Consider the following 24,172-nt stretch of genomic DNA (forward strand, 5'->3'; position numbering starts at 1 on the left):
ACAAGGGAGTACCGCCCATGTCAGGCTTGAACCGCCGTCGTTTCCTCCAGCTCTCGGCAGCCGCTGCTGCGAGCACCGCGATCTCCGAGATGCTCGGCGCGAGCATTGCGCGCGCCGCGTCGATCCCGGCGAACCGTGCGACCGGCTCCATCAAGGACGTCGAGCACGTCATCATCTTGATGCAGGAGAACCGCCCGTTCGACCACTACTTCGGCACGCTCAAGGGCGTCCGCGGGTTCGGCGACCCGCACCCGGCCGTCCTCCCGAGCGGCAAGGACGTGTGGCACCAGAACAACGGCACTCGCGACGTCCTCCCGTACCACCCGGAAGCGCCCAACCTCGGCATGCAGTTCATGGAGGACCTCGACCACTCGTGGCGGCTCACCCACGAGGCGTTCGACAACGGCAAGTTCGACAAGTGGCTCCCCGCGAAGTCCGAGGCCACGATGGCGTTCTACGAGCGCAACGACATCCCGTTCCACTTCGCCCTCGCCGACGCTTTCACGGTGTGCGACCAGTACCACTGCTCGGTGCTCGGCCCCACCGACCCGAACCGGTACTACATGTTCACGGGCTGGGACGGCAACGACTACAAGGCCGGCGGCCCGGACCTCTGGAACGCCGAGGTCGGCTACTCGTGGAGCTCGTACCCCGAGGAACTCGAGAAGGCCGGCGTGAGCTGGAAGGTCTACCAGGACGTCGGCGACGGCCTCACCGCCGCGGGCTACTGGGGCTGGACCGGCAACGCGTTCATCGGCAACTACGGCGACAACGCGCTGCTCTACCTCACGCAGTACCAGAACGCGCAGCCGGGCAGCCCGCTCTACGAGAAGGCGATCACGGGCACGGATGCGAAGGCCGGAGACGACATCTTCCGCATCTTCCGCGAGGACGTGGCCGCGGGGAAGCTCCCGCAGGTCTCATACATCGTCGCGCCCGAGGCGTACACCGAGCACTCCAACTGGCCCCCGAACTTCGGCGCCTGGTACACGGCGAACATCCTCGACATCCTCACGTCCAACCCGGACGTGTGGAGCAAGACGGCTCTGTTCATCATGTACGACGAGAACGACGGCTTCTTCGACCACGTCGTCCCGCCGCACCCGAACACGCCGCAGATCCCGGGCGCCTCGACCGTCTCGACGGCCGGCGAATACTACGACGGCCGCATGACGTTCTCCGGCAAGAAGGACATCCCCGGCCACTTCGGCCTCGGCATGCGCGTGCCGATGATCGTCGCCTCGCCGTGGAGCATGGGCGGGTGGGTCTGCTCGGAGACGTTCGACCACACGTCGATCGTGCGGTTCGTCGAGCAGCGCTTCGGCGCGAAGTCGCCGAATATCTCGGACTGGCGCCGCGCCGTCAGCGGCGACCTCACGAGCGCGTTCGACTTCTCGGCCGCGGGCGGCGCCGTCCCCGCGCTGCCGAGCACTTCCCAGTACAAGCCCGCGGACCAGGACCGCCGCCCGAGCTACATCCCGACCCCTCCGGCCATCAACGCGATGCCGACGCAGGAGAAGGGCACGCGGCCCTCGCGCCCGCTCGGCTACGCGCTCGACGTCGACGCAAAGCTCGACGGCGGCAAGCTCACCGCGCGCTGGGCCAACAGTGGGTCGCTTGGCGCCCACGTCCAGGTCCGCTCGAATCTCCTGCCGGCGGGGCCGTACTCGTACACGATCGGCGCGGGGGCTTCGCTATCTGCTTCGTGGGATCTCGGCACCGAGTACGACGTGCAGATGCACGGCCCCGCAGGCTGGTTTCGCCGTCTCGCCGGGACGACGGCGGCCGCCGACCTCCAGGTCTCCGTGGCGCGCGACGGCGTGGCGGGCCACGCGCAGTTCCGGATCGAGAATGCGGGCTCCTCGGCAGTGTCGCTCAAGCTCGTCGACTCGTACGGCGCCGGTTCGCAGGCGCTCGCTCTCAACCCGCGCCAGGCGAAGACGATCGTCATCCCGACGCAGGGCGGCTGGTACGACCTCACGGTCACCTCTGCGGCGGATCCGAAGCTCGTGCGCGTCCTCGCGGGCCGCCTCGAGGACGGCCGGCCGCTCACGAGCGATCCGCAGCTCGGCCGCTGAACCACCGCCGGCCGGCTCGGGCGGCGGCCCTGCTGCCGCCCGCCGTCGGCCGCTGTCGGCTCCTGACCGCGCCCGCCGCCGCGCTCCTGGCCGGTTGGTGATTCCCAACCGGTCGGGAGCGCGGCGTGTCCGGGCGGACACGGGTCACGCGGCCCTAGAAGTGGACCGGAACGCTCGGTAGCGTGGCTCGTGGCCGACGGAACCGACCCGCGGGAGGGCACATGGCACGCATCGCCGTCATCGGAGGGCACGGCAAGGTGGCCCTCCTCCTCGAACCCCTGCTCGCGGCCCGGGGGGACGCCGTCACCGCCATCATCCGCAATCGGGACCACACGACGGCCGTCGCGGCTGCCGGCGCACACCCCGTCGTCGCGGACGTCGAGACCCTCGACACAGCGGGGATCGCCGAGCTGCTGGCCGGGCACAACGCCGTCGTCTGGTCCGCAGGGGCGGGCGGCGGCAACCCGGCGCGAACGTACGCCGTCGACCGCGATGCCGCGATCCGCTCAATGGACGCTGCCGAGCAGGCCGGGGTGAAGCGGTACGTCATGGTCTCGTACCTGGGCGCGCGGGCCGACCACGGCGTTCCGCCCGAGCATTCGTTCTTCCCATATGCCGAGGCCAAGGCTGCGGCCGACGACCACCTGCGCCACACCGATCTCGACTGGACGATCGTCGCGCCGAGCGCCCTCACCCTCGATCCCGGCACCGGCCGGATCGACCTCGCCGACCATGCGAACTCGTCCCGCGTGAGCCGCGCGGACGTGGCCGCGGTCGTGGCCGCAGTCCTCGAAACTCCCGGAACCATCGGGAAATTCGTCGGCTTCAACCAGGGGCACACGCCCATCGCCGAAGCGCTCGCGTCGCTCTGACACCAGGAGAAGGACATGGGGAAGCTCATCTACACCGCGATCACCTCCGTGGACGGCTACATCGCCGATCGGGCCGCGGAGTTCGGCTGGGCCGTGCCCGACGACGAACTGCACGCCTTCGTCAACGACGTCATCCGCCCGGCCGGGACGTTCCTCTACGGACGGCGCATGTTCGAGGTCATGAAGGTGTGGGAGGACCCGTCGTTCGCGGAGGGCGGCTCGGCGCCCGTCGTCGATTTCTCGAAGCTCTGGCGCGCGGCCGAGAAGATCGTCTACTCGGGCACGCTCGGGGAAGTCGACACCGCGCGCACTCGCCTTGAGCGGCGATTCGACGCGGACGCCGTGCGGACCCTCAAAGCGAGCACGACGGCGGATCTCGGGATCGGCGGCGCGGGGCTCGCGGCGGCGGCCTTCGCCGCAGGCCTCGTCGACGAGGTGCATCTCTTCCCTGCGCCCGTCTCCGTGGGCGGCGGCACGGCCGCGCTGCCGGAGTTCCGCGTGAACTTCGAGCTCGTGGGAACGCAGCGCTTCACAAGCGGCTTCGCCCATCTGCACTATCGCGTGCGCAACTGAGCGTCAGCCTCGAAGAGGTGCGCAGTCCGGGCACGCTGCCTGCGGCGCGATGCCCCGAACCCTCCATTCGAGGGTGTGGAGATCAAGTTCACGGACGGCGTTCGCCAGGACAGGACGGGCGCCCAGAAGAACGCGCAGCGCGTCCCACCCCATAACGTCTGCAACCATCGCCGTGATCGGTCCAACTGTCCCAGTGGTTCCGCTGCGACCCTTGAGCCGGACGAGACCTCGTCCGGGCGAAATATCGGCCGCATCGGCCCTCGCGCAGGCCCAGCAGACGGTCTTCCCTGGGAGGACTGTGAGCCCGACGACTCCGAGGTTCGCGCCGTATGCGCCGCCGACAATATGCGGAACGGACCGTTCTTGTGCCCAACTGGCCACGCGATCGGACTGCACGAGAACGTCTGGTTCGTCGGCGCAGTTGATCACGAGGTCGAGCTCGCGCGATCGAAGAACTGAGGAAGTCGTGAACCGCTCGCAGCGGGCGTGAACCGTGCCGCTCGGGTTGAGTTCTCCGATCCGTTCCTGAGCGGCGATGACCTTGGGACGGCCGAGATCTTCGGGGCCGAACAAGACCTGCCGATGGAGATTGGTCACGTCGACGGTGTCATCGTCGAACAATTCGATGCTCCCCACGCCTGCTCTGGCCAGGCTCTCGAGAACGTGGGTCCCGACGCCGCCCACGCCGACCACGAGGACGTGTGCCCTTTCGAGCCGTTCCTGCAGTTCTGCGGCAGAGTTGCCGATGCCAGGCTCGCGTGAAATCAGTTCATCGAAGAACTGGAGTTGGCGAGCGCAAGGAGACCATTCGACGGGACCGACAAGCGCGCCGCGATGCGCAAGAAGGCCTTCGCGTTCGAGCTGTCCCACGAGTGCCGCGACATTCTCTGGCGAGACTTCTGTCCCGGAGCCGCTTCCGGAGAGCTCGCTCTCGATCTGAGCAAGGCCTCGGGACCCGTCAAGGAGCGGCACGAGCTGGGTCACCCACGGCTCGACGGAGAACTCTTTGACGACAAGATCGCCCAAGTTGACGAAGCGCAAGCGCGAGGGGCCGCTGAAGATCAGGACTCCGTCTCGGAACCTCGGCCTCCAGGGGCGAGCAGTCATCGTGCCTCCCTGCGAAGGGCGTCAATCGGCTCAATGCGTCGGACCCGGGCCACCGCGGTCATTGCGGCGAGCGCGAGCGCCGGCACGGTCGCGGAGGCGACGAGAATCGCCGCGAGGACGGGTGGCCTCCACTCGAGCAACACCCCGAGCGAGCTCCCAACGAGGCGCGTGACGAAGAATCCACCGACGACGCCGGCCGACGAGCCCGCGAGCGCGGCAGCTCCGCCGACGTTCAGTGCGTCGGCAAGGACCAACGCCGCCGGGCTCCGCGGAGGAGCTCCCACCGCCCGGAGGACGGCGATCTCGGTCCGCCGCCGTCGGGCATTCGCAGCAAATGCGGCAGACGCCGCAACGCCCGCGAAGACTGCGAGGACAAGGGCGACGACGAAAACGGAGGCCGTATAGCCGAGCAGCTGCGACACGGCACGTTCTTTCATCATCGATGCCGAGACGACTGATATCCCCGGATAGGCCTTGAGGGCCGTGGCAACTCGCTCTCGCAGAACCGCGGCATCGATGTTGTCCGCGGCGATATTCCACCCAGTCGCCGCAGTGATTCCCAATTGCGCGGCGTCCGTCGAGGCCACCACGACCTGGTTGCCTGTCACGAGGGATGTGAAGGTTCCGGCCACTGTGAGCCCGAGTCGCTTTTCGCCGCGGTGCACTTCCACATGGTCCCCAGATCGAACCCCCGCTTGTTGGGCCACACCGGCGGGGAGCGCGATGGCCCCGCCCTCGGCGAGGCGTCGCGGAGAGTCGGTGTCGTTGCCGTCGCGCCACAGGAGCTGCGAACTGTCGAAATACACCGATGGCTCGACGGCCAGCACGTTGCATTCGCATTGGAAGGAATCCGTGGCGAGCGAGAGCTGCCCGGTTCGAAGCACGGCGACGGACCGCACGCCGGTCAGACCCGCCAGCATGGACCTGACGTCCGACGACGTCATGCCGGTCATTGCCGATACTTGGACATCCGCCCCGAATTGACGGCCTATCTGGCTCGTGGCTGTCTCCGTGACAGCCGCGGCACCGGCGAACAGTGAAACGACGACGGCCACCACCACGCCGCTGATGCTTGCGACGGCGCGCGTGTTTCCCCGACGTCTCAAGTGCAGCGCACTCACTGCACGGGTCCATCGACGGGTCCCGAGACGCGCGATCGCGGGCAGCGCCCCTGAGGCAAGGCATCCTGCTGCGATCAGGGTGGCCCCGAGCCCGACAACTGGGGCAAGCTGTGCCGGGTAGATCAGGCTCGCCCCGGCAAGGAGCATGAATCCCGCCCCAACCCATGGCGCAATTCCACGCCGATTCGGCGCGCCGGCCTCTTGCTGTGCAAGCAGAATCGGGGGCAGCAACCCAACCTTCACAACGGCCCGGACGGCCCCGAGAAGACCCGCCGCGATGCCCAATCCTGCAGCGATCAGCAGGTGTATTGGTTCCGGCCACGCGGGGACGGGATCCGACCCAGCCAGAGAATTGAGGACACCGTAGAGGGCAAATGCGCCCACGGCCCCGAGACCGACGCCGGCCAGGGCCGCCAACACTGACAGGGAGAACGCTTCGACGAGCACTCTTCGTGCGATCCAGCCGCGCGTCGCTCCCACCGACCGAAGCGTCCCGTAGACCGTTTGCCTTCGCTCCATGACCTCCGTATACGCGATGGTCCCGAGGAGGCTGCCCAGGGCAAGCATGATTACGGCCAGCCCCGTGAGGAGCACCCGGAGAGTTGCCAGGATCGGATCGAGCGCACTCGTCACCGTTCTCGTATCCTGCAGCTTCGTCGACGAGGGCAACGCATGGCGGTTTGCCTCCGTCCACTCTTCGGTGGATCGCTGGAGCAGGAGGTCAATCCGGGTGTACTTGCCGCCCAAACCAAAAAGCTCCTGAACGACCGACATCCCCGAAAAGACATTCTTATAGGCGAGAACGCCGAGCCTTTTGGGGTCGGCGATTCCGACGACGGTCATTCGGACCGGGCCACCGCTTCCGGCAAACTCGACATCGTCACCCACATCTGCCTTCAGATCGAGCGCGATATCCCGCGGGAGGAGGACCTCTGGCACGCCATCGCGCGGAAGCCGGCCCTCGGCGATAGTCGACGAAACCCGGTCATTGAACTCCGTCGGATACCCCGTGACCATGACGCTCGCCTCGCGTTCCGAACCCGCCAGGCGAATGACGGTTCTCGCGCTGGCTGTCGGAATCGCCAGGCCGACCCCCGGCAGACCTGAAATGGATCGGACCTCCTCCTTGGTGAGAAATCCGCCGTTCTGATCAGGTACGACGCCTAGTTGACCGAAGCCCCCAAGCGATGCGACGCCGTCCTTCATCGACCGTTCGACGACGCCGATGCCGGCGAAGGTAGCCACCATGACGGCAACCCCGGCCATGAGACCTACTGCTGCCGGAATCAGGGGCCGATATTCACGAATCGAGCGAAGCCATCCATGCACGAAGCTGCCCACCCCTTCCCGCGGACGAGGCATTGCCGGTGTTCGCGAACTTCCATTCCCCCGCCGCCCTGCCGTCATTGATGAGGACAGCGCGGTCGGCTGTCGAGGCAACGTCGACGTCGTGCGTCACCATCACGAGGCACCCACCTTCGATGCCGCGGATGCCGCTGCGGAGCGCGGCCAACACGCCCGCGCCACTGGCGCTGTCCAAGTTGCCGGTCGGCTCATCGGCAAAAACCACCGGGGGTTTCCGGAACACGGCACGGGCCACCGCCACCCGCTGCCTCTGCCCACCGGAAAGTTCCTGCGGGAGCCGCGAGCCAACGCCAGTCAGGCCGAGCATTTCGAGGAGTTCGTCCACGCGATCTTTCCACTGCCTGCGCCGTAGCCCCCCGATCATCGCGGCAAGCGCGATATTCTCCGAGACCGTCATGCTCGGCACGAGATGAAAGGCCTGGAACACGAATCCGCATTGGGTCAGGCGGAAGAGGGACCGCTCGCGGTCGCTGAGTCGGCCAATCTCGACGCCGCCGACGAGGACGTCCCCCGCCGTCGGCACGTCGAGGGCACCCAGCAGATGGAGGAGCGTGGACTTGCCCGAACCGGACGGGCCGAGAATCGCCACCGTTTCGCCCTCCGCGATACTCAGGTCGACGCCGCGGAGGGCATGAACCGGATAGGGCGTCTTCTCGCCGTACATACGCTCGACGCCGACGGCCTCAATGAGCGCAGTCACCGCTCGCTCCGTGCTGCGGAGCGGAGCATGCGTTCGAAATCGAACCAGATCTCCCAGTCCCCGAAACCAACTCTGAGAAGCTCGGATTCGATGAGCTTCCACAGCCGCTGAGTGGTTGTGGCGCATCCTTCTTCGTCTGTGGGCGGAGCAATGACGTCGTGGTACGTCACCGTGTAGCTTCCGCCGCGGCGCCCCCGTTCCACCGTCAGGGGGACGATCGGGCACCGGGCCATGCGACTCAGGATTGCCGGGCCGAGGGGCGCGTCGATCTCAGCACCGAAGAACTGGGCGGTCGCGAGATGGCGCGCCACCGATCCGCGCGGGTCGTATTCGGGAAACATCGAGAACGCGCGGCCCTGCGACAGAGCTCTCATAGCTCGGCGGAAAGTGTCGCCAGAGTCCAACGGAAACCCTTCGACGTCGAGCGTCGGAAACGCGATCTGCTGGAGTTCGCTGATGTTCGCTCGGTTGTACACGAACGTCGTCGGGTGCGTGCGCGCCACGAGAAATGGTGCCGAGTAAGACGGCCCGATGTGGAGGGGCAGGACAAGCGCGCCCCGTCCAGCGCGCGTCGCGAGGTCGAGCTGTTCCTCCCCGACAAACGTCACGACCTCGGCAAGGACCCCCGATTCAATCCAGAGCGAGAGGAAGTACATGTCGAACTGCATGGTGTAGCCGTAGTCGGCAAAGCGTTCGGCCTCACGCGAGATGTCCTCGCGGGCCAACCCGGGCGCTGCCGCCATGGCACGCAGTGCTCGAGCGCCGAGCGCACTCCGACTGTCCGCGCCGGCGCTCGCGTTGTAGATAGGCCGATCGCACCCGGCGAGTTCGGCCATGACCGCCCACGCCCTATTGGGCCCAAGGGCCTGAAGAGCTCGAAACAGTGCCGGATGTGATGGAAGTTCGAAGAAGTTGAAGAGCGGAAGTGCCATTGATCTCTCTGCTCGTGGAAGATCCCGGGGCGGGCAAGCCGCCCGCCCCGGGGGGTCGGACTACGTGCACATGCACCCGCCTTCGCAGCGCAAGGTCGCGCCAGCTTCAAGCTGCTGCTCACTGATCAACACCATCGACATCACCCCCCACCATGTCCGTTCGTAGACTATCGATCTACGAATCATCTAGCAAACCTAGGCAAATGTTAGGCAGATCTTAGGCAGCCATAGCGGGCCTCAGTGCGATCATGGTCCCCATGGGCACCGTGACGGATTACCTGGAGACCCTGACCGGACCGAACCGCGAGACGCTCACACGCGTCGTCGCGATCGCGCGCGAGCTTGCGCCGGAAGCCGTGGAGGGCATGAGCTACGCAATGCCGGCTCTCCTCATCGACGGCAAGGGCCTGCTGAGCGCCCTGGAGACGAAGAAGCACCTCGCCATCTATCCGTTCAGCGGCCAGGTTCTCCCCCAGCTCGCAGATGAGCTCGAGGGCTTCGACTGGGCCGCCGGGACGCTCCGATTCTCGGCCGACCACCCCGTCCCGGACGGGCTCGTCCGACGCATCGTCGAGCTGCGCCTCGCAGAAATCGAGGCCAAAACGCGACGGAGATAGGGCACTCTCGCGCCAGCGGCTGGACTCCCGGCCCGTTAGCCGCTACGTCATCTTGGCGTGGTCTAATTCTGGGGTGCCCACCCCAGCACCCGCGCAGAGAGCAGGAAACATGGCCGACGCGAGCGTTCCCGAGGGCCAGTACTGGTTCGTCGGCTCGTTCTACCCCGATCGCGATCCCCACGACCAGACCGAGCGGTTCATCGCAGACGGCATCTGGGAGAACGGCTTCGAAGACCGCGACCTCGACACCGTCAAGTCCATGAAGGTCGGCGACCGCATCGCGATCAAGACGACGCAGGTGCGCAAGGAGGGCGTGCCCTTCGACGCCCGCGGACACGCAGTCCCGGTCATGACCGTCAAGGCGGTCGGGGTTGTCACGGCGAATCCGGGCGACGGCCGCAGCGTGGGGGTCGAGTGGACGCGGCTTGAGAGCCCACGAGAGTGGTACTTCTACACGGGGCGCCACACGATCTGGAAGGTCACGCCGAGCCACTGGATGCGCGAGGCGCTCATCCGCTTCGCGTTCTGGGGCGAGGGTCAGGACACCGAGCGTTTCCGCAACGACCCGGCGTGGGCGAAGCGGTTCGCCGACCAGGATCCCAAGCCGGAGCAGCACTTCGGGTGGACCGCGTTCTACGAAGAGATGGCGACGGCGCTGCTCGCCTACCGGGACAAGCGCCCCAAGCTCCTGGCCCGCCTGCGCGAGATGCAGGAGCGGCACGAGGAACTCAGCTTCCTCATGGACCGCGATCGCCGCGACAACCCCATGCCGCTGCGCGACATCTGCCCTTTCACCATCATGGGCACGTTCAACCGCGGCGCAACGCCCGCGAAGCGCACCGAGATCGCTGCTGGGTGGGCTGAGCTCCTCGGCGTCAAGGCGCCGGCCCCGACGAGCTTCGATGGCATCCCCCTGCTGAACAACCAGAACTCGTGGTTCTTCCCGACCGCCGGAACGCGCCAGAAGGACGACATCGACAGCCTGTGGGATGTGTTCGAGGCCGCCATCGCGGCCACGGGTACGAGCGAAGACCACGAGCGGCTTCGATTTGCCCAGGCCTACAGCCGCGCGCGGGACATCTACCGCGTCGGAACGAAGCTCACGATGGGCCTCTTCTGGATCCGCCCCTGGAGCTTCGTGCCGCTCGACGGCCGCTCGCGCCAATACCTCAAGACCGAGCTCATGCTCGATCAGGACTTCTTCGCGGCGGACGGCTCGGCCTACGCGCAGCTTCTCGACACACTGGCCTCCAAATTCGAGGATCCGCAGTTCGCGGTGCACTCGTTCCCCGAGCTCTCGTGGACGGCATACCTTGAGCGGGATGGCCGCGCGGCGCAACCCGAAGCGGTGGCCCGGCCCGAATCCGAGGACGACGACGATCCGACGCCCGTCTCCCCCCAGGCGAGCTACACGGTCCACGACATCGTGACCGACGGCTGCTTCATCCCCGAGCCCGCACTCAACAGCTACCTTGCGCGCTGGCGCTCGAAGAAGAACCTCATCCTCCAGGGCCCGCCGGGAACCGGCAAGACGTGGCTCGCGCGCCGGCTCGCGTACGCGCTCATCGGCACGAGGGACAACAAGTCGGCGCTGCGCGCGACGCAGTTCCACCCGAATTCGAGCTACGAGGACTTCGTGCGCGGCTGGCGTCCGGGCTCGGACGGAAAGCTCACCCTTGTCGACGGCCCCTTCCTCGAGATGGTCGAACGGGCGAACGCGAGGCCCGACGTTCCGCACGTCATGCTCATCGAGGAGATCAACCGCGGGAATCCGGTTCAGGTCTTCGGCGAGCTCCTGACGCTCATCGAGGCCGGCAAGCGCTCGCCCCGCGAATCGCTCCAGCTCGCCTACCCGCGCTCGGGCTCGGAATCCGTTCACGTTCCCTCCAACCTGTACATCATCGGCACGATGAACCTCGCCGACCGGTCGCTCGCGATCATGGACCTCGCGTTCCGCCGCCGCTTCGCATTCGTCTCGCTCGAGCCGAACGTCAATGATGCCTGGGAGGAGTGGATGGCCAAACGGCACAACGTCGCGCCCGAAGACCTCGAACGCGTGCGGCATCGCTTCGAGGCCCTCAACGATCGCATCGCGGAGGACCCTGCTCTCGGCGGCGAGTTCCGCCTCGGCCACAGCTTCGTGACGCCTCCCGCCGAAGAGCACGTGGCGTCCTTCAACGACTGGTTCCGAGGCGTCGTCGACACCGAGATCGTGCCGACGCTCGAGGAATACTGGTTCGACGACACAGCCAAGGCGGTCGCCGCGACCGAGGCCCTCTTGGACGGCTTCGCGTGACGGTGCCCATCTGGACGACGACGGCGGCCGGGGACGGCGTCGTCGTCGCCGGCGGGGTGGAAATCCCCCTCCGCAACGTCTGGCTCCTGCTCCTGTATGCCTCGGAGTTCTACCGCTCCGGGCCCGAGGCCTTCGACGGCATCGAGGAGTACCCCGAGAAGCTGCCCGAGCTCCTCGCCGAACTGCTCGCGGCAAGCACGGAGGACCGCCTGCGGCGACCCCTCACGCCGTCGTTCGCCCCGACAGCTCGCGACCTGAGCCGCGTCCGCGGGGGCATCGACACGTTGCGGACGGAATCGCACCAGCTTCTCTCGCGCGGGCTCGTCGCGTGCCGGTTCGAAGAGCTGACCGTGGACACACCGAGAAACCGCATGATCCGTTCGGCCCTCGACGCGATTGCCCCCCTGTGCGCCGAGGAAGAGCTCGCGCGCCGCTGCCGCTCGCAGTCGGACCGGCTCGCGCGTCTGGGCGTCGGCGTGCTCAACCGCCGCGCGGGCGAGCGGGACGCCCAGGTCCGGATCACCCGCAACGACGCGCGCGACCGCTCCGTACTTCTCGCGGCAAAGCTCGCACTCGAGCTCGCGCTCCCCTCCGGGTACTTCGCTCAGGGACACGGCCGGGGGAACATGTCCGAGCGCCAGTTCAAGCATCTCTTCGAGCGCGCCATCGGCGGGTTCTACACCGCGCACGGAACAGCCCGTGGGTGGACGGTGCACCGGGGCCGGAAGGTCGACCTCAAGCCGAGCAACGCGACGCCGGGCCTCAGCGCGGTCCTGCCCCACGTCGTCACGGACGTGTGGGTCGACGACGCGGCGCGTGGCCGGCGTCTCATCCTCGGCACGAAGTTCATGCCCGCCCTCGCAGGCGGGCGACTGGCCCGGGAAACCCTCCGGGGCGGTCAACTGCTCGAGCTGTATGCCTTTGTGCGAGCGCAGGAATCCCCCACGGATGCGCTCTCCGCCGCGGCGGGCGGCCTCTTGCTGTACCCGGCGGCAGGCGCTGCACTCTCCGAGTCGTTCGTCACTGCGGGGCACCGCCTTGGGGCCGCGACGATCGACCTCTCGCTCTCCTCCGTCGAGATACGCGACCGGCTCATCGCCGCCGTCGCCCCCTATCTCGGCTAGGCCCATTGCTTACTCGGCCCGAGTCCGGCACTGGCCCAGCAGTTCGCCGGCCTTGCGGCGTTCTTCCTCCGTCATGCGGAGCCGATACGCCGCCTTGACCTCGACGATCCTGACGGCGTACTCGCAGCGGTAGGACTTCGCGGGTGGGAGCCACGTCGCGAGGTCGCTGTCGCCCTTCTCCTGGTTCGCGGGGCCGTCGACGGCGAGGAGGTTGGCGGGGTCGTTCGCGAACTCGCGCCGGCGCTCCGCCGTCCACTGCTGGGCGCCTTTCTGCCAGGCATCGGAGAGCGGCACGACGTGGTCGATCTGGACGTCCCCCGATCGCTCGCCCCTCCGGAACTGGATGGACCGCGAGGTGTAGGGATCCCGGAGAGTCCCGGACGCGACGATGCATCTGCCCGCGCCGGCCGCAAAGACGGCGTCAATGAGATCCCGGGCGAGGATGTCGTTCCTCGTGTCGCAGCCGTTGTGGTCGACGTCGTCCCACGCCCCGCCGAAGCGCTCGCGCGCGTATCCGGTCTTCGCGGCACGCCCCGCGACCTCGATGCGCCCTAGCTCAGCCTTCGCCGCGTCGAGCCGTGCGGCGGGGACGCTGCCGATCTGCGAGGCCGCCCACGGTGCCGGCGAGGCAAATCCCGGAGGGTCGACGATCCCGAGCAGCCACGCCATCACCCCCACGAGCACGAGGCCCACAGCTGATGCGGCCACACGGACTACAGGCCCATGCCTCCCCATGAGGCGTGGGCGACGGAGCACGCCAGACGCTCGCTGCTGCATGGGCCCCCCAGGGTGGTGACGGATGGTTCCATCACCGTAGGCAGATTCGCTGCCCCACGTCCCCCTGCAGCGGCCCTATGTGGACATCTCGCCCTGTGGAGGACTTGAGAGACGAACGACTGCTCCGCAACTGTCGTTCTGAGGTCCGAAAACGACAGTTACGGAGCAGTCGGTGAAGAGGCCTTAGGAGAAGGCCACGTCCTTGGTCGCGTGGTCGTACACGATGGTGACAGGCCCGCCGTCGTGCTTGAGCTCGTGGTTCGCGCCGCCCGGGTGGCCGAACGCGCCGTAGTTCTCGTCCCACGAGCGATCGATCGCAATCTTGAACGTGTACGTGCCAGCGGGGAGGTCGACGGTGCGGCGCCACTGCGCAGAGGCGGCGTCGAGGCCCATCTGGACGGCGTCCAAGCTTGGCTCCCAGTCGGCCTCGGCACCGAGGGCAGCGCCGAAGTCGCCTGCAATGGCGACCGAATCGGGCTGGCCCTCAAGGACAGGCTGTGCCACGGGCTGCTCGGCCTCGGGCGCGACAGGGGCCTCGGCAGCTGCTTCGGACGACGCCGGCTCGGCGGCGGCCTTCTTCGCAGTGCGCTTGGCCGGCGCCTTCTTAGCGGTCTTCTTGGCTCCTGTCGGAGCCGTGGGAACCGCGACGTCGGCCGGAATCGGCGTGCCCTCGGCGAGAGCCTCGGCGAGCGCATCGACAGTCGGGAAGGCGACGAGCGCACGCAGGCCGTCGTCCGTGATCGACCAGCCCGCGCGGCCCTTGACCATCCAGCCGGCCTTCGCAAGCTTGGCGGTTGCGGTCGTGAGAGCCTTGTGCCCACGCGGAATCCCCCCGGAGAGGAGGGACGCCTCGTGCTCGTCGAACGGAACCTGCTCCACTGCCTCGGCGAGCACCGCCCCTGCGTTCGGGGTCTCCCCCGCCCAGCGGGCGTCTGCGAGGCCGTCGAGAACGGCCTTGAGTCGGGCTTCCAGCTTGTCGGATGCGTTTTTCGCCATCCCATCCCCTCTTCTATGCATGGATGTCCTTGCCCACCTATGGTTGCGGGTTACCCGCGAGTCGCGGACAAGGTGACCGACTGTGACGCACGATCGTGACATCGCCAGTCGGTTTTCTCAGCCTGCACTATACGGGTTTCCGGAGAGTTAAGGCTTCGCAACGGTTCGGTACAGGTCGCGTGGCTAAGAATGTCAGACGCGAGTGGTGTCATGGATGCAGGAGCGAAGGAGGGGGTCCCGTGTTCTTTCTCGACAGCCAGGAGCTCGTGTTCTCGGCAACGGATGTCGTCACGGCGGCGAAGTGCGAGTTCGCGCTGCTGCGGCAGCTCGACGAGAAGCTCGGCCGCGTGCCGAAGCTTGTCGTCGAGGATCCCATGCGCGAGCGCGCTTCCAAGCTCGGAGATCTGCACGAGCAGGCCGTCCTCGAGGACTTCCGCGCGGCGCACGGAGCCTGGTCGCCGGGGAGGAATGGAGGCGTCGCCGAGATCACCGAAGCGGCCGTGATGGACCGCCCAGTCCTCGCCGCGAAGCACGAGGAGTCGCTCGAGCCGCTGCGGGACGGCGCCGACGTCGTCTATCAGGCAGGATTCTTCGACGGGCAGTTTCACGGCCGCTCGGACTTCCTGGTCCGCCAGCGCGACGGCCGGTATCAGGTGTTCGACACGAAGCTCGCGCGCCACGCGAAAGTCGAGGCCCTGCTCCAGCTCGCCGCGTACGGCGAGCAGCTCGCCAAGGCAGGCTTCGAGCCGTCGGACGAGGTGACGCTCATCCTCGGCACGGGTGACCGCGCGTCCTTCAGCCTCCCCGACCTCCTTCCGGCCTATCGCGAACGACGGCGCCGCGTCACCGAGCTGACCGCCGCCCACCTCGCACAGCCCGGACCCGCAACGTGGGAGGCACCCGGCGTCGCAGCGTGCGGGCGGTGCGAATACTGTGCCGTCCAGGCGGCCGACCGTCGGGACCTCCTGCTCGTGGCGGGCATGAGCCTCTCGCGGAGGAAGAAGCTGCGCGAGGCGGGCATCCGGACGATCGATGAGCTCGCGGCCGCACCGGAGCATCCTGAGGACGCGACCATGGCGAGGCTGCGCGAGCAGGCGCGCTTCCAGACGGGTGTCGAAACGGGCGACGGCGGTGCCCTCGCCCCAGCCCACGGCGACGACCCCGAACACGAAGTACGCTTCAAGGTGCTGCCGAGCCACACCATCGCGGCCCTCCCCCGATCGAGCGCAGGGGACGTCTACTTCGACTTCGAAGGCGACCCCCTGTGGCAAGACCCGGTGACCCGCGTGTGGGGCATCGAGTATCTCTTCGGCGTCCTCGAGCCGCCGCTGGGCAGCGGCGAACCCGTGTTCAGGCCTTTCCTCGCCCACACACTCGCCGAGGAGAAGGCCGCGTTCCTCGAATTCGTCGACTACATCGAAGGCCGCCGGAGCCGATTCCCGGACCTCCACGTCTACCATTACGCGCCGTACGAGAAGACCGCCCTGCGTCGGCTCGCGCAACGGCATGCCGCGGCCGAGGCGGTCATCGATGCATGGCTGCGCGAGGGCCTACTCGTGGATCTCTACGAAACCGTGCGCCACAGCATCCGCATCTCGGAACGCTCCTACTCGATCAAGAAGCTCGAGCCGCTCTACATGGGCGCCGACCTCAGAACGGCCGAGCTGCAGAGCGCCGCGGGCTCGGTCGAGATGTACGCCGCGTTCTGCACGGCCCGGGACCTCGCCCAGAGGGCCGCCGCTGAAGGCGACCTCGCCGAGTCCGTGGCGAGGGACGCCGAAGCCCAGCATGTGCTCGACCTCATCCTCGAGTACAACAAGGACGACTGCGTCTCGACCCTGCGCCTCGACGCGTGGCTCCGCGGCCTCGGGGCCGCGCATCCTGGAGCCGCTCCCGTCGCCCCGCGGCAAGCCGAGCCGCCTGAGACCGAGGCAGAGCTCGCCGACGGGCCGCTCCTCGAGTACCTCGCCGGGCGCGGCGAGCACGGCACAACGGCCGACGACGGCCGTCCGCAGGCCGACGACGTCGCCGTGGCCCTCCTCGCCGCAGCCGTCCAGTACTGGCCTCGCGAGAAGAAGTCGTACTGGTGGGCTCATTTCGATCGGCTCGAGCGCCCACTGGGAGAACTCGAGGGAGTGCGGAACGCCTTCGTCGCGCGTTCGGGCGAAGTGCTCACGGACTGGCAGCAGGACAAGCAGACGCTCGCGCGGACCGTGAAGCTCCGCGGCCAGATCACCCCCGGATCGGATTTCCGCGAGGGCAGCTCGTGGTTCCGCGAGTTCGAGCAGCCTCTCCCCGGCCAGCTCGAGCCGACCGATGGCCAGGGGCTCGGGCGAAACGGCTGGAACGGAACGGTCATCCTCGAGATCGGCGCCGAGGACGGCGACGACGTGCTCGTGATCAGGGAAAAGACGCGGAGGGGCGCCGAACCCTACGATCAGCTGCCGGTGGCGCTCACGGAGGAGCCGCCGCTCGGGACCAAGAGCATCGAGGCAGCCCAGGCCGAACTCGCGCGGCTCGCGGCCGACGCCCTTCCCGACATGATCGAACAACCGGCCGTCGATCTACTCCGCCGGCTCCCGCCGCGCACCCTGACCAGCGCTCCGCTCCCGGCGGCAGACGGCGCGGCCACGCTCCCCGACACGATCGAGGCGGCGGTACGCATCCTCGACCGCTCCTACCTCGCCGTGCAGGGCCCGCCAGGGAGCGGCAAGACGTTCGTGGCCAGCCGCGTCATCGCCCGGCTCGTCGCGTCCGGATGGAAAGTGGGCGTCGTGGGGAACTCGCACGCGGTCGTGGAGAACGTGCTGTGCCGAGCCATTGACGACGGCGTTCCGCGCGGCCTCGTCGCCAAAAAGCCCAAGGAAGGTGCGCCGGAGACGGCGAATTCCCTTCCCTGGCCCGAAGAGAACAGAAGCAACGAGGCGATCGAGGCTCTCCTGAGCGGTGCCCGAGGCTGCCTCGTCGGCGGGACGGCGTGGACCATGACAGGCACCTCCGTCCCGCCGGGATCGCTCGACCTGCTCGTGATCGACGAGGCCGGCCAGTTCTCGCTCGCGAACACGATCGCCGTGAGCCGGGCAGCGTCACGCCTCCTCCTGCTCGGCGATCCGCAGCAGCTCCCGCAGGTCAGCCAGGGCCAGCACCCCGAGCCCGTCAACGAATCAGCGCTCGGGTGGCTTGCTCAGGGCCACGCAGTTCTCCCCGCCGAGTTCGGCTATTTTCTTCCCGAATCGTGGAGGATGTCCCCTGCCCTGTGCGAGGCGGTGTCGCGGCTCTCCTATGCAGGGAGGCTCCGTTCCGCTCAAGCGGCCCGTGAGAGAGACCTCGCAGGCCTTCTGGCGGGGGTCGAGACAGTTCTCGTCGATCATTCAGGCAACGCGACCTCTTCAAGGGAGGAAGCCGAGGAAGTCGTCCGCCAGGCACAGCGGCACGTCGGGATTCCGTGGACCGAGGGCGGCGCGACGCGGCCGCTCGAACCCCAGGACATCATCGTCGTGGCCGCCTACAACGCCCAGGTCAACCTCATCCGCGAGGCGCTGGACGAGGCCGGGCTACGCGCAACGCCCGTCGGAACGGTCGACCGCTTCCAAGGGCAGGAAGCGGTCGTCGCGATCGTCTCGCTGGCCTGCTCCGATCCGGGAGAAGCGCCCCGCGGCATGGAGTTCCTCATCAACCGCAACCGCATCAACGTCGCGGTGTCCCGCGCCAAGTGGCGGGCCGTCGTCGTCCGTTCGCCGCGGCTCACGGTCTATCTGCCGTCAAAGCCCGAGGCCCTCGAAGAGTTGGGGGCCTTCATCCGGCTGTGCGGCGGATAACGTCTGTGCACGGAGTTCAGAGCGCCCGCACGTTGACGCACGGACCCGAGCGCGCAGGCATAGAACGCTCGGGCCCAGAGCCCGCAGGCGCCAAGCGCAGAGCCCGGAACCGCCGGCCCGGAGCGCGGCTCAGAAGGTTCTGCCCGACTGCTGCATGAGATTGACTGTGATGACGATCAGAACGATCCCGATGGCCAGGGCGAGCACGCTGAGGCCGATTCCGAGGAACGGGAGCACCTTCTCTCCGGCCCGACGTACGAGCGCGATGATCGCGCACACCACCGAGGCAATGGCGAGGGGGAACGCGAGCAGCGGGAAGATGCTCAGCAGCAGCGCGGCCCCGCCGAGGGAGGCGGCAACGATCCCGAGGATCTTGCTTTGGGTCGCGGGGCGGGAGACCGCGCTGTCGCTGGCGGTGTACCGAGGCGGGGCCGGAGGAACGTCCGCCTGCGAGGGCACGGTCGGGTGATGATCTGGCGTCGGCGGAAGCGGAGTCGCGCTCATAGAAGTCCCCTTGTCGGAATCGCATGATCGGATTTGCGGGCTCCCAGATGCGTTCCGGGACCCTGCCCACCCGGGAATCCTTTCACTGCTGCCGGCCACTGATCGTCCGGATGTCCGCCACGGAGGCCTCCAGTGGGCGCCACGGAGGCCGATTTCCGCACGGCTTGGCGTCGCCTCCGTGGACGCCTTCAGCCCGGTCTCAGTGGTGGGCGGCGATCGGGGCCCCGCGACACGTCACGAGGGCCCCGATTTGCCCAGGAGCGATCAGGCGTGGCGGCCGCGGCGGCGGTCAGCGAACGCTGTGAGCGCAGCCCACGCCCCAAGCAGCATGCCGGATGCGAGCAGCAGAGAGGACGGGAGGACGCTCGGAGCAGGAGCATAGGCCGCGGTCTGGGCCGAGAGGGTCACGTCGCCGTTCGCTGCGGCAGGCGTGCTCGTGCCCGGATCCCCCGCCATGACAAGGCTCGGCGACGTCGTGGGCGTCCCCGTTGGAGTTGGCGTCGGCGTCACGGTCGGCGTCACGGCTGGCGTCGGCGTCACCACCTGCTGCGTCGCGGGATCAGTCGGCGTCACAGTCCGCGTGGGCGTGACGGTCTGTGTGGGGGTCGGCGTCGGGCTCGCGGCCGGGATCGCGCACCCGGCGGCCAGGATGGCCGCGCCGGTCACCCCGTAGGCAGGCAGGAGGCCGAGGTTCTGGGCCGCGACGTCGTACGTCGCGCCACCCTTGACGTAGGAGAACGCGGGCCAGATGTCGTCGGTGTGATCGATGTGGCCGGCGCTGTAGAACGCGGCGACGCTCGTCGTGAGACCGACGTACGGGTTCGAGGTGGACCCCGTGCCGTGACAATACGTGATCTTCTTGGCGTCGAAGTTGTCCTGTTTGCCGTCGCCGGATGCCGCCAGAGCGGGGCTCGTCGCGACGCCCGCCGCCAGCAGGCCTGCCGCGGCCACGAAGGCCAACCGGCGCACTGCGCGGCGCGCGGGTGAAGTGAGGGGGCGCATGATGTAGTCCTTGCTTTCTATGGTGTCGGAAGAGACGGTGAGAAGTCGGGGGCGCAGCCTCACGTGCATTGGCCGCAGCGGAACGTCACGAGCACGATCTGCCCGTCGGGGTCGAGGTAGTTGCACGAGAAGGCGACGACGGTGCACGGCTCGTTGCCGAAGGTGAACGCCTTCGATTTGTCGATGGACTGCCGGCTTTCGAGCGAGCACTGCGTGACGCGCCCCTCGCGATCGGTCACGGACGCGGCCTGCCCCACCGCCCAGTCGGCGAAGCTGAGCCGGTTGAAGGGGAACGTCGCGTCGTTGCAGAGCGGGACGCCCGCGTGGCACGTGTGGCCGGCGATGACCGCCGGTCGCACGCCCGTGGCGCCCCCTGTATCGACCAGCCAGTGCCCCACCGGATCGACATGACGAGAGTCGAGAGGCGGGTCGACGGGCTCCTTCGGATCCCAGTCCATGGGGACTACGTCCACCGAGAGCCCAGCCGCCGGCCACGCGAAGGCCACGGGAGGGCCAGCCGGGGAACTGAACCCGGCCGGGGTCTCCGAGGGCGAGGCGGCGCTACCGGCCTGCGACGACGCGATGCTGGGGATGGCGCGCGTCGCCGCAGGCACGGCAGGCGGGGAGGACGACGATGGGGGCGTCGCCGCGTGGGTGCCGGGGGCGGCGTCCCGCCCCGTGGCCAGTGCGCTGGAGGAGAGTTGGAGCCCGGTTCCGACCAAGGCGAGAAGGCATGCCCCGGCCAGCATGGCCGGGCGGACGGCGTCCGGCGCGCCATGCTTGGCCCTGACTCTGCGCACTGAATCCCCTTCCGCATTCCGGATTTCCGGAATTCCCCATGGGATTCAGTGCAGCATCTAAGTATTCGGCGGTTCTAGATCCATCGAAACTGGACTTTCAAGGTTCGCTCGGCGAGACCACAGGCAAAATCCTCCCGACAATTCTTCAGGAGAACTCCACCTGCAAACTCCTCCTGTCAGGAGGTGACGGACGACACAGAGGCCCGGACGAATTGTCGGGCCGCGTCCTCGACGCTCATTCCGTCGCCCGGATCGCACAGGGACATGAAAAGCCCGAGGGCCGCCGTCCCGAGCAGTGAGGCTTCGCGCTCTGGGTCGAGAATGCGGGATTCCTGTCCAGCCAGAAGCCTGATTCCGAGGCCCTCCGCGAGGGCCTGCAGGAGCATGGCGACATGCTCCGACGAGATCCCCGGTCGGAGGCGCAGGCCGAACCGGCCAACCACCAGCTCGTGCAGCTCGACGAGGGTGCGGCACATCGAATCGATGGCCTCGTGGAGGATATCCGCAGCCACGTCGTCATCTGCCGAGGCGGCGGCAAGCAGCTGCAGGCGGAACGCGGGAAGGTCGACCATGAGCCGCATGCCGCGGTACGCGATCGCATGAACGGCGCGCGCGAAGTCATGCCCGGGCGTCGTCAGCTCCCCCGCCCACTCGGCGATCGTCTTCTCGAACCGACGGTGCCGGACTGCGAGCGCATACGAGATGAAGTCCGCGAGGAAGTCCTGCTGCCCCACCCAGCGGTCCCGGAACTTCGCCTCGGTGGGCACGAGCTCCGGCCATCGCTCCTGGGTGCGCCGCAGGACTCTCGGGCGCGAGAGGTACGCGAGTGGAACGGCTTCCTCGTCCGTCGCGTCGAATGAACTGCCCATGTACCGCTCTTCGACGAGGGTGAGGGCCGCGCCGAGGAATGCGCGTGTCAAATCAGAATTTGCCAGCCTGTGGCGCGTGACTGAACGAATTCTGTTAAGCCGCGTTACAGTATTTGATAGGTCAAGATTGAATTCGTCACGGGAGCGCGCATGCGCCACCGTATCCACTGCAGTTCCCATTGGAGCCTCCCCATTTGTTCTACCGAGACACTGGGAGGATACACAGACGGCCCATTCATGACGCCGTTCCCGGCACTTTCCTTCAAGGATAGCCAGAGCCCGGAATTCTATCCGCAATTCGACGCTCTCAGCGCTCGAACAGCCCTTTCCCGACGAACGGGGAGAGTCGCTCTCGCTGCTCGGGCGTGAGGCGCAGAAGCCTGCCAGACGCCTCATCGACAAAGGCGAGCGCCGTCGTCGCCCGCACGCATTCGTGCCCGTCGACGGGGTCATGGATGATGTAGTCGAGGGTGAGGGCGGCGGCCTTGAGCCCGCTCACCCACACGTCGACCTCGGCGGGGACGTTGCGGTAGTCGAGCGGCTTCACGTACCGGACCCGGTGCTCGACGACGAGTGCCAGGGTACCGTGTGGAACGTCGGAGAACAGGGGGACTTCGGGATCGATGCCGGACGCTCCCGTGCCGCCGGGAGGGCCGAACGCCGCGATGCGCGCTTCCTCGAGCATGCGCACGATCTGCACGTTGTTGATGTGCCCGTACGCGTCCATGTCGCCCCACCGCATGGGAACCCGGACCCGCAGGCGGTAGCCGCCGTCCGCCGCACCGTCTGCGCGCAGGGCATCGGCCTGTTCCGCTCTCGTCATGCCGTCCGGTCTATCACACGCCGGGCCGCCCGAGGCCCCGCGAGCCGGAGCCGCGCCCGGAGCGCTAGATGCTCCGCCGGCACGGCCACCTTCGGGGCCTCGGTGTGGTCCTGGCGGCGGGGCCCGAGCTCGCTGCTCGGCTGCCCCGGCCGTTCGTTGCTTCCAGCCTAAGGAAGCGAGCTTGCGCGGCGGTGTCCCCGGTGTTTAATTCGCGTTACACGTGCGGGGATGCCGAGGAGGCCGTCAGAGCTTCCGCAGCTCGATCGGCGGAAGGCCCTGCCAGGCCGCGCGCATCCAGTCGAGCACCGCCACGAGCACGGCTTCCGCGGATTGGGTCGAGTCGGCCAGCGCGCGGAGCGCGAACCCCGGCACCGCAAGGCGCGTAACCCCGACGAGCGGCCCTGCGGGAGGCGAGGGGAAGCGCTCGGCGAGCAGGGCGCGGAGGGCGACGACGGCGCCGTCGTCCGCCCGCGGGTCGACCACGAGGAGCGAGCCGACGTGCGTTCGGCCGCCGAGCATGAGTGAGCCAGGCCCGAGCGGTCCAGACCCGCGGGCACCAGGCCCGACGGCGCCCGGGCCGCCGTCGCCGGGGCGGATAAGGAGGTTGTCCGCGACCGCGAGGCGACCGCCGAGGCGGACGCGGGTCACGAGCGAGACCTCGTCGAAGCGGAAGGGCTCGCCGTCAGGGGACCAGCCGTGCGTGACGACCTCCGCTAGCGCGAGCGACGCGTCAGGCGCCATGTCCACGACGGTGTCCTGGTGGTAGCGGGCGTCACGGTACGCGATGAGGGCATCCGGAACCGACTCGAGCCGCGCACCGGCCCCGAGGACGAGGCGCAGTTCGGCTCGGGCTGGCCCCTGCGGGGTGCGGTAGACCTTCGTCGCGGACTGGGTCGTGAGGAGGGCCGACGCTCCGGCTCCGACCTCGAGGCGTGTCTCGTACGCGTCGCCGCCGAGGTACCCGCCGCCGGGGTTGATCGCCATGAGCGTCGGCACGCCCGAGGCGTCGTGGTGCGCCCGGAGCACGCGCAGCGAGCCGACATGGAACTGGTCCACGACCGTGCTGCGTCCGCCGCGGAGCGCGACGCGGAGGCGCAGCTCGCCCGTGAGCCGCGATGCCGCCGTCGTCCGCTCGTCCCCCGCGAGGGCACCGCTGGCCCCCGAGCCGAGCACGGCCGTCACGCGAGGTCCGTGAGGAGCACGTCGCGGCGGATCCAGTCGATCACGTAGTCGAGGCCCTCGTCCGCCTTGAGGTTCGTGAAGCAGAACGGCCTCTCGCCTCGGAACGACTTCGAGTCGCGCTCCATGACCGCGAGATCGGCGCCGACGAACGGCGCGAGGTCTGTCTTGTTGATGACGAGGAGGTCCGACTTGATCATGCCCTGCCCCGCCTTGCGCGGGATCTTCTCGCCCTGCGCGACGTCGATCACGTAGACCGAGAAGTCAACGAGCTCGGGGCTGAACGTCGCCGAAAGATTGTCCCCGCCGGACTCGACGAAGATGAGCTCGAGGTCGGGATGGCGCGCCTTGAGGTCCTCGATCGCGGCCGTGTTCATCGACGTGTCCTCGCGGATCGCCGTGTGCGGGCAGCCGCCCGTCTCGACGCCGACGATCCGGTCCTCCGGCAGTACCCCGTTCCGGGCGAGGATCTTCGCGTCCTCGATCGTGTAGATGTCGTTCGTGATGGCGGCCATCGAGAGCTCGCCGATGAGCGCCCTCGTGATGCGCTCGACGAGCTGCGTCTTGCCCGCGCCCACGGGGCCGCCGATGCCGATGATGATGGGATCTCCCACAGGAC

Annotated in this window: 20 protein-coding genes; 7 read left to right on the plus strand and 13 right to left on the minus strand. The window is 68.1% G+C overall.

Translation table 11 applies throughout. The features are described 5' to 3' along the window. The first annotated feature begins 17 nt into the window (after positions 1-17). From SPF06_RS04985 to SPF06_RS04995, 3 genes are all read left to right on the plus strand, one after another. Positions 18-2,078 (plus strand): phosphocholine-specific phospholipase C, encoded by a 2,061-nt coding sequence (locus SPF06_RS04985; protein WP_323277860.1) that lies wholly within the window; start codon positions 18-20, stop codon positions 2,076-2,078. A gap of 221 nt (positions 2,079-2,299) precedes the next feature. Further along, positions 2,300-2,950, plus strand: coding sequence for an SDR family oxidoreductase (locus SPF06_RS04990; protein ID WP_323277861.1), 651 nt, complete (start codon positions 2,300-2,302; stop codon positions 2,948-2,950). Positions 2,951-2,965: 15 nt separating this feature from the next. Then, entirely contained in the window at positions 2,966-3,523 is a 558-nt protein-coding gene (locus SPF06_RS04995) for a dihydrofolate reductase family protein (protein WP_323277862.1), read from the plus strand. Positions 3,524-3,526: 3 nt separating this feature from the next. Here the strand turns inward: SPF06_RS04995 and SPF06_RS05000 are convergent, their stop codons facing one another. Genes SPF06_RS05000 through SPF06_RS05015 form a run of 4 tightly spaced genes read right to left on the minus strand, consistent with a single transcriptional unit; the run spans position 3,527 to position 8,652 of the window. Continuing rightward, entirely contained in the window at positions 3,527-4,630 is a 1,104-nt protein-coding gene (locus SPF06_RS05000) for a HesA/MoeB/ThiF family protein (RefSeq protein ID WP_323277863.1), read from the minus strand. Continuing rightward, positions 4,627-7,017, minus strand: coding sequence for an ABC transporter permease (locus tag SPF06_RS05005; protein WP_323277864.1), 2,391 nt, complete (start codon positions 7,015-7,017; stop codon positions 4,627-4,629). The genes SPF06_RS05000 and SPF06_RS05005 overlap by 4 nt, the downstream gene beginning before the upstream one ends. A gap of 34 nt (positions 7,018-7,051) precedes the next feature. Beyond that, positions 7,052-7,816, minus strand: a complete 765-nt coding sequence (locus SPF06_RS05010) for an ABC transporter ATP-binding protein (protein WP_323277865.1) — start codon at positions 7,814-7,816, stop codon at positions 7,052-7,054. Next, entirely contained in the window at positions 7,813-8,652 is an 840-nt protein-coding gene (locus SPF06_RS05015; RefSeq protein ID WP_323277866.1) for an LpxL/LpxP family acyltransferase, read from the minus strand. The genes SPF06_RS05010 and SPF06_RS05015 overlap by 4 nt, the downstream gene beginning before the upstream one ends. A gap of 353 nt (positions 8,653-9,005) precedes the next feature. On the opposite strand from SPF06_RS05015, the gene SPF06_RS05020 reads away from it, so the two are divergent. The 3 genes from SPF06_RS05020 (at position 9,006) to SPF06_RS05030 (ending at position 12,785) form a co-directional block, all read left to right on the plus strand. Then, on the plus strand, positions 9,006-9,365 hold the full coding sequence (locus SPF06_RS05020; RefSeq protein WP_323277867.1) for an iron chaperone: 360 nt from the start codon (positions 9,006-9,008) through the stop codon (positions 9,363-9,365). Positions 9,366-9,474: 109 nt separating this feature from the next. Further along, the gene (locus SPF06_RS05025; RefSeq protein ID WP_323277868.1) at positions 9,475-11,661 is read left to right on the plus strand and encodes an McrB family protein; all 2,187 of its coding nucleotides are present in this window, start codon (positions 9,475-9,477) and stop codon (positions 11,659-11,661) included. Next, positions 11,658-12,785, plus strand: coding sequence for a 5-methylcytosine restriction system specificity protein McrC (locus tag SPF06_RS05030; RefSeq protein ID WP_323277869.1), 1,128 nt, complete (start codon positions 11,658-11,660; stop codon positions 12,783-12,785). Before SPF06_RS05025 ends, SPF06_RS05030 begins: the two co-directional genes overlap by 4 nt. A gap of 9 nt (positions 12,786-12,794) precedes the next feature. On the opposite strand, the gene SPF06_RS05035 is transcribed toward SPF06_RS05030, so the two are convergent. Both SPF06_RS05035 and SPF06_RS05040 read right to left on the minus strand, forming a co-directional pair. Next, complete coding sequence (locus SPF06_RS05035) at positions 12,795-13,493, minus strand: HNH endonuclease family protein (protein ID WP_323277870.1); 699 nt, start codon at positions 13,491-13,493, stop codon at positions 12,795-12,797. Positions 13,494-13,745: 252 nt separating this feature from the next. After that, complete coding sequence (locus SPF06_RS05040; protein ID WP_323277871.1) at positions 13,746-14,558, minus strand: pullulanase X25 domain-containing protein; 813 nt, start codon at positions 14,556-14,558, stop codon at positions 13,746-13,748. A 239-nt stretch (positions 14,559-14,797) separates the two neighbouring features. Here SPF06_RS05040 and SPF06_RS05045 point away from each other — a divergent pair, with 239 nt between their 5' ends. Then, positions 14,798-18,376: a TM0106 family RecB-like putative nuclease gene (locus tag SPF06_RS05045; RefSeq protein ID WP_323277872.1), complete on the plus strand. Its 3,579-nt coding sequence runs from the start codon at positions 14,798-14,800 to the stop codon at positions 18,374-18,376. A 129-nt stretch (positions 18,377-18,505) separates the two neighbouring features. Here the strand turns inward: SPF06_RS05045 and SPF06_RS05050 are convergent, their stop codons facing one another. The 7 genes from SPF06_RS05050 to ureG all read right to left on the minus strand — a co-directional run bounded on the left by SPF06_RS05050 (position 18,506) and on the right by ureG (position 24,167). After that, positions 18,506-18,880, minus strand: coding sequence for a hypothetical protein (locus tag SPF06_RS05050; RefSeq protein WP_323277873.1), 375 nt, complete (start codon positions 18,878-18,880; stop codon positions 18,506-18,508). A gap of 264 nt (positions 18,881-19,144) precedes the next feature. Continuing rightward, positions 19,145-19,882, minus strand: a complete 738-nt coding sequence (locus tag SPF06_RS05055) for a hypothetical protein (RefSeq protein WP_323277874.1) — start codon at positions 19,880-19,882, stop codon at positions 19,145-19,147. A gap of 59 nt (positions 19,883-19,941) precedes the next feature. Beyond that, entirely contained in the window at positions 19,942-20,682 is a 741-nt protein-coding gene (locus tag SPF06_RS05060; RefSeq protein WP_323277875.1) for a sortase family protein, read from the minus strand. Positions 20,683-20,858: 176 nt separating this feature from the next. Beyond that, positions 20,859-21,602 (minus strand): hypothetical protein, encoded by a 744-nt coding sequence (locus SPF06_RS05065; protein WP_323277876.1) that lies wholly within the window; start codon positions 21,600-21,602, stop codon positions 20,859-20,861. A gap of 256 nt (positions 21,603-21,858) precedes the next feature. After that, on the minus strand, positions 21,859-22,374 hold the full coding sequence (locus tag SPF06_RS05070) for an acyl-CoA thioesterase (protein WP_323277877.1): 516 nt from the start codon (positions 22,372-22,374) through the stop codon (positions 21,859-21,861). 243 nt (positions 22,375-22,617) lie between these two features. After that, on the minus strand, positions 22,618-23,556 hold the full coding sequence (locus SPF06_RS05075; protein WP_323277878.1) for an urease accessory protein UreD: 939 nt from the start codon (positions 23,554-23,556) through the stop codon (positions 22,618-22,620). Next, complete coding sequence (gene ureG, locus SPF06_RS05080) at positions 23,553-24,167, minus strand: urease accessory protein UreG (protein WP_323277879.1); 615 nt, start codon at positions 24,165-24,167, stop codon at positions 23,553-23,555. Before ureG ends, SPF06_RS05075 begins: the two co-directional genes overlap by 4 nt. Between the last annotated feature and the right edge of the window lie 5 nt (positions 24,168-24,172).

The sequence above is a fragment of the Sinomonas terricola genome (assembly GCF_034931225.1).
In the GTDB taxonomy this organism is placed as follows: Bacteria; Actinomycetota; Actinomycetes; order Actinomycetales; family Micrococcaceae; genus Sinomonas; species Sinomonas terricola.

Bases quoted from the DNA above. Each gene is read 5' to 3' on its own strand.
- SPF06_RS05020 (WP_323277867.1), top strand. From the start codon at position 9,006: ATGGGCACCGTGACGGATTACCTGGAGACCCTGACCGGACCGAACCGC.
- SPF06_RS04995 (WP_323277862.1), top strand. From the start codon at position 2,966: ATGGGGAAGCTCATCTACACCGCGATCACCTCCGTGGACGGCTACATC.
- SPF06_RS05070 (WP_323277877.1), bottom strand. From the start codon at position 22,374: ATGACGAGAGCGGAACAGGCCGATGCCCTGCGCGCAGACGGTGCGGCG.
- SPF06_RS04990 (WP_323277861.1), top strand. From the start codon at position 2,300: ATGGCACGCATCGCCGTCATCGGAGGGCACGGCAAGGTGGCCCTCCTC.
- SPF06_RS05050 (WP_323277873.1), bottom strand. From the start codon at position 18,880: ATGAGCGCGACTCCGCTTCCGCCGACGCCAGATCATCACCCGACCGTG.
- SPF06_RS05000 (WP_323277863.1), bottom strand. From the start codon at position 4,630: ATGACTGCTCGCCCCTGGAGGCCGAGGTTCCGAGACGGAGTCCTGATC.
- SPF06_RS05005 (WP_323277864.1), bottom strand. From the start codon at position 7,017: ATGGCCGGGGTTGCCGTCATGGTGGCTACCTTCGCCGGCATCGGCGTC.
- SPF06_RS05055 (WP_323277874.1), bottom strand. From the start codon at position 19,882: ATGCGCCCCCTCACTTCACCCGCGCGCCGCGCAGTGCGCCGGTTGGCC.
- SPF06_RS04985 (WP_323277860.1), top strand. From the start codon at position 18: ATGTCAGGCTTGAACCGCCGTCGTTTCCTCCAGCTCTCGGCAGCCGCT.
- SPF06_RS05040 (WP_323277871.1), bottom strand. From the start codon at position 14,558: ATGGCGAAAAACGCATCCGACAAGCTGGAAGCCCGACTCAAGGCCGTT.
- SPF06_RS05025 (WP_323277868.1), top strand. From the start codon at position 9,475: ATGGCCGACGCGAGCGTTCCCGAGGGCCAGTACTGGTTCGTCGGCTCG.
- SPF06_RS05015 (WP_323277866.1), bottom strand. From the start codon at position 8,652: ATGGCCGAACTCGCCGGGTGCGATCGGCCTATCTACAACGCGAGCGCC.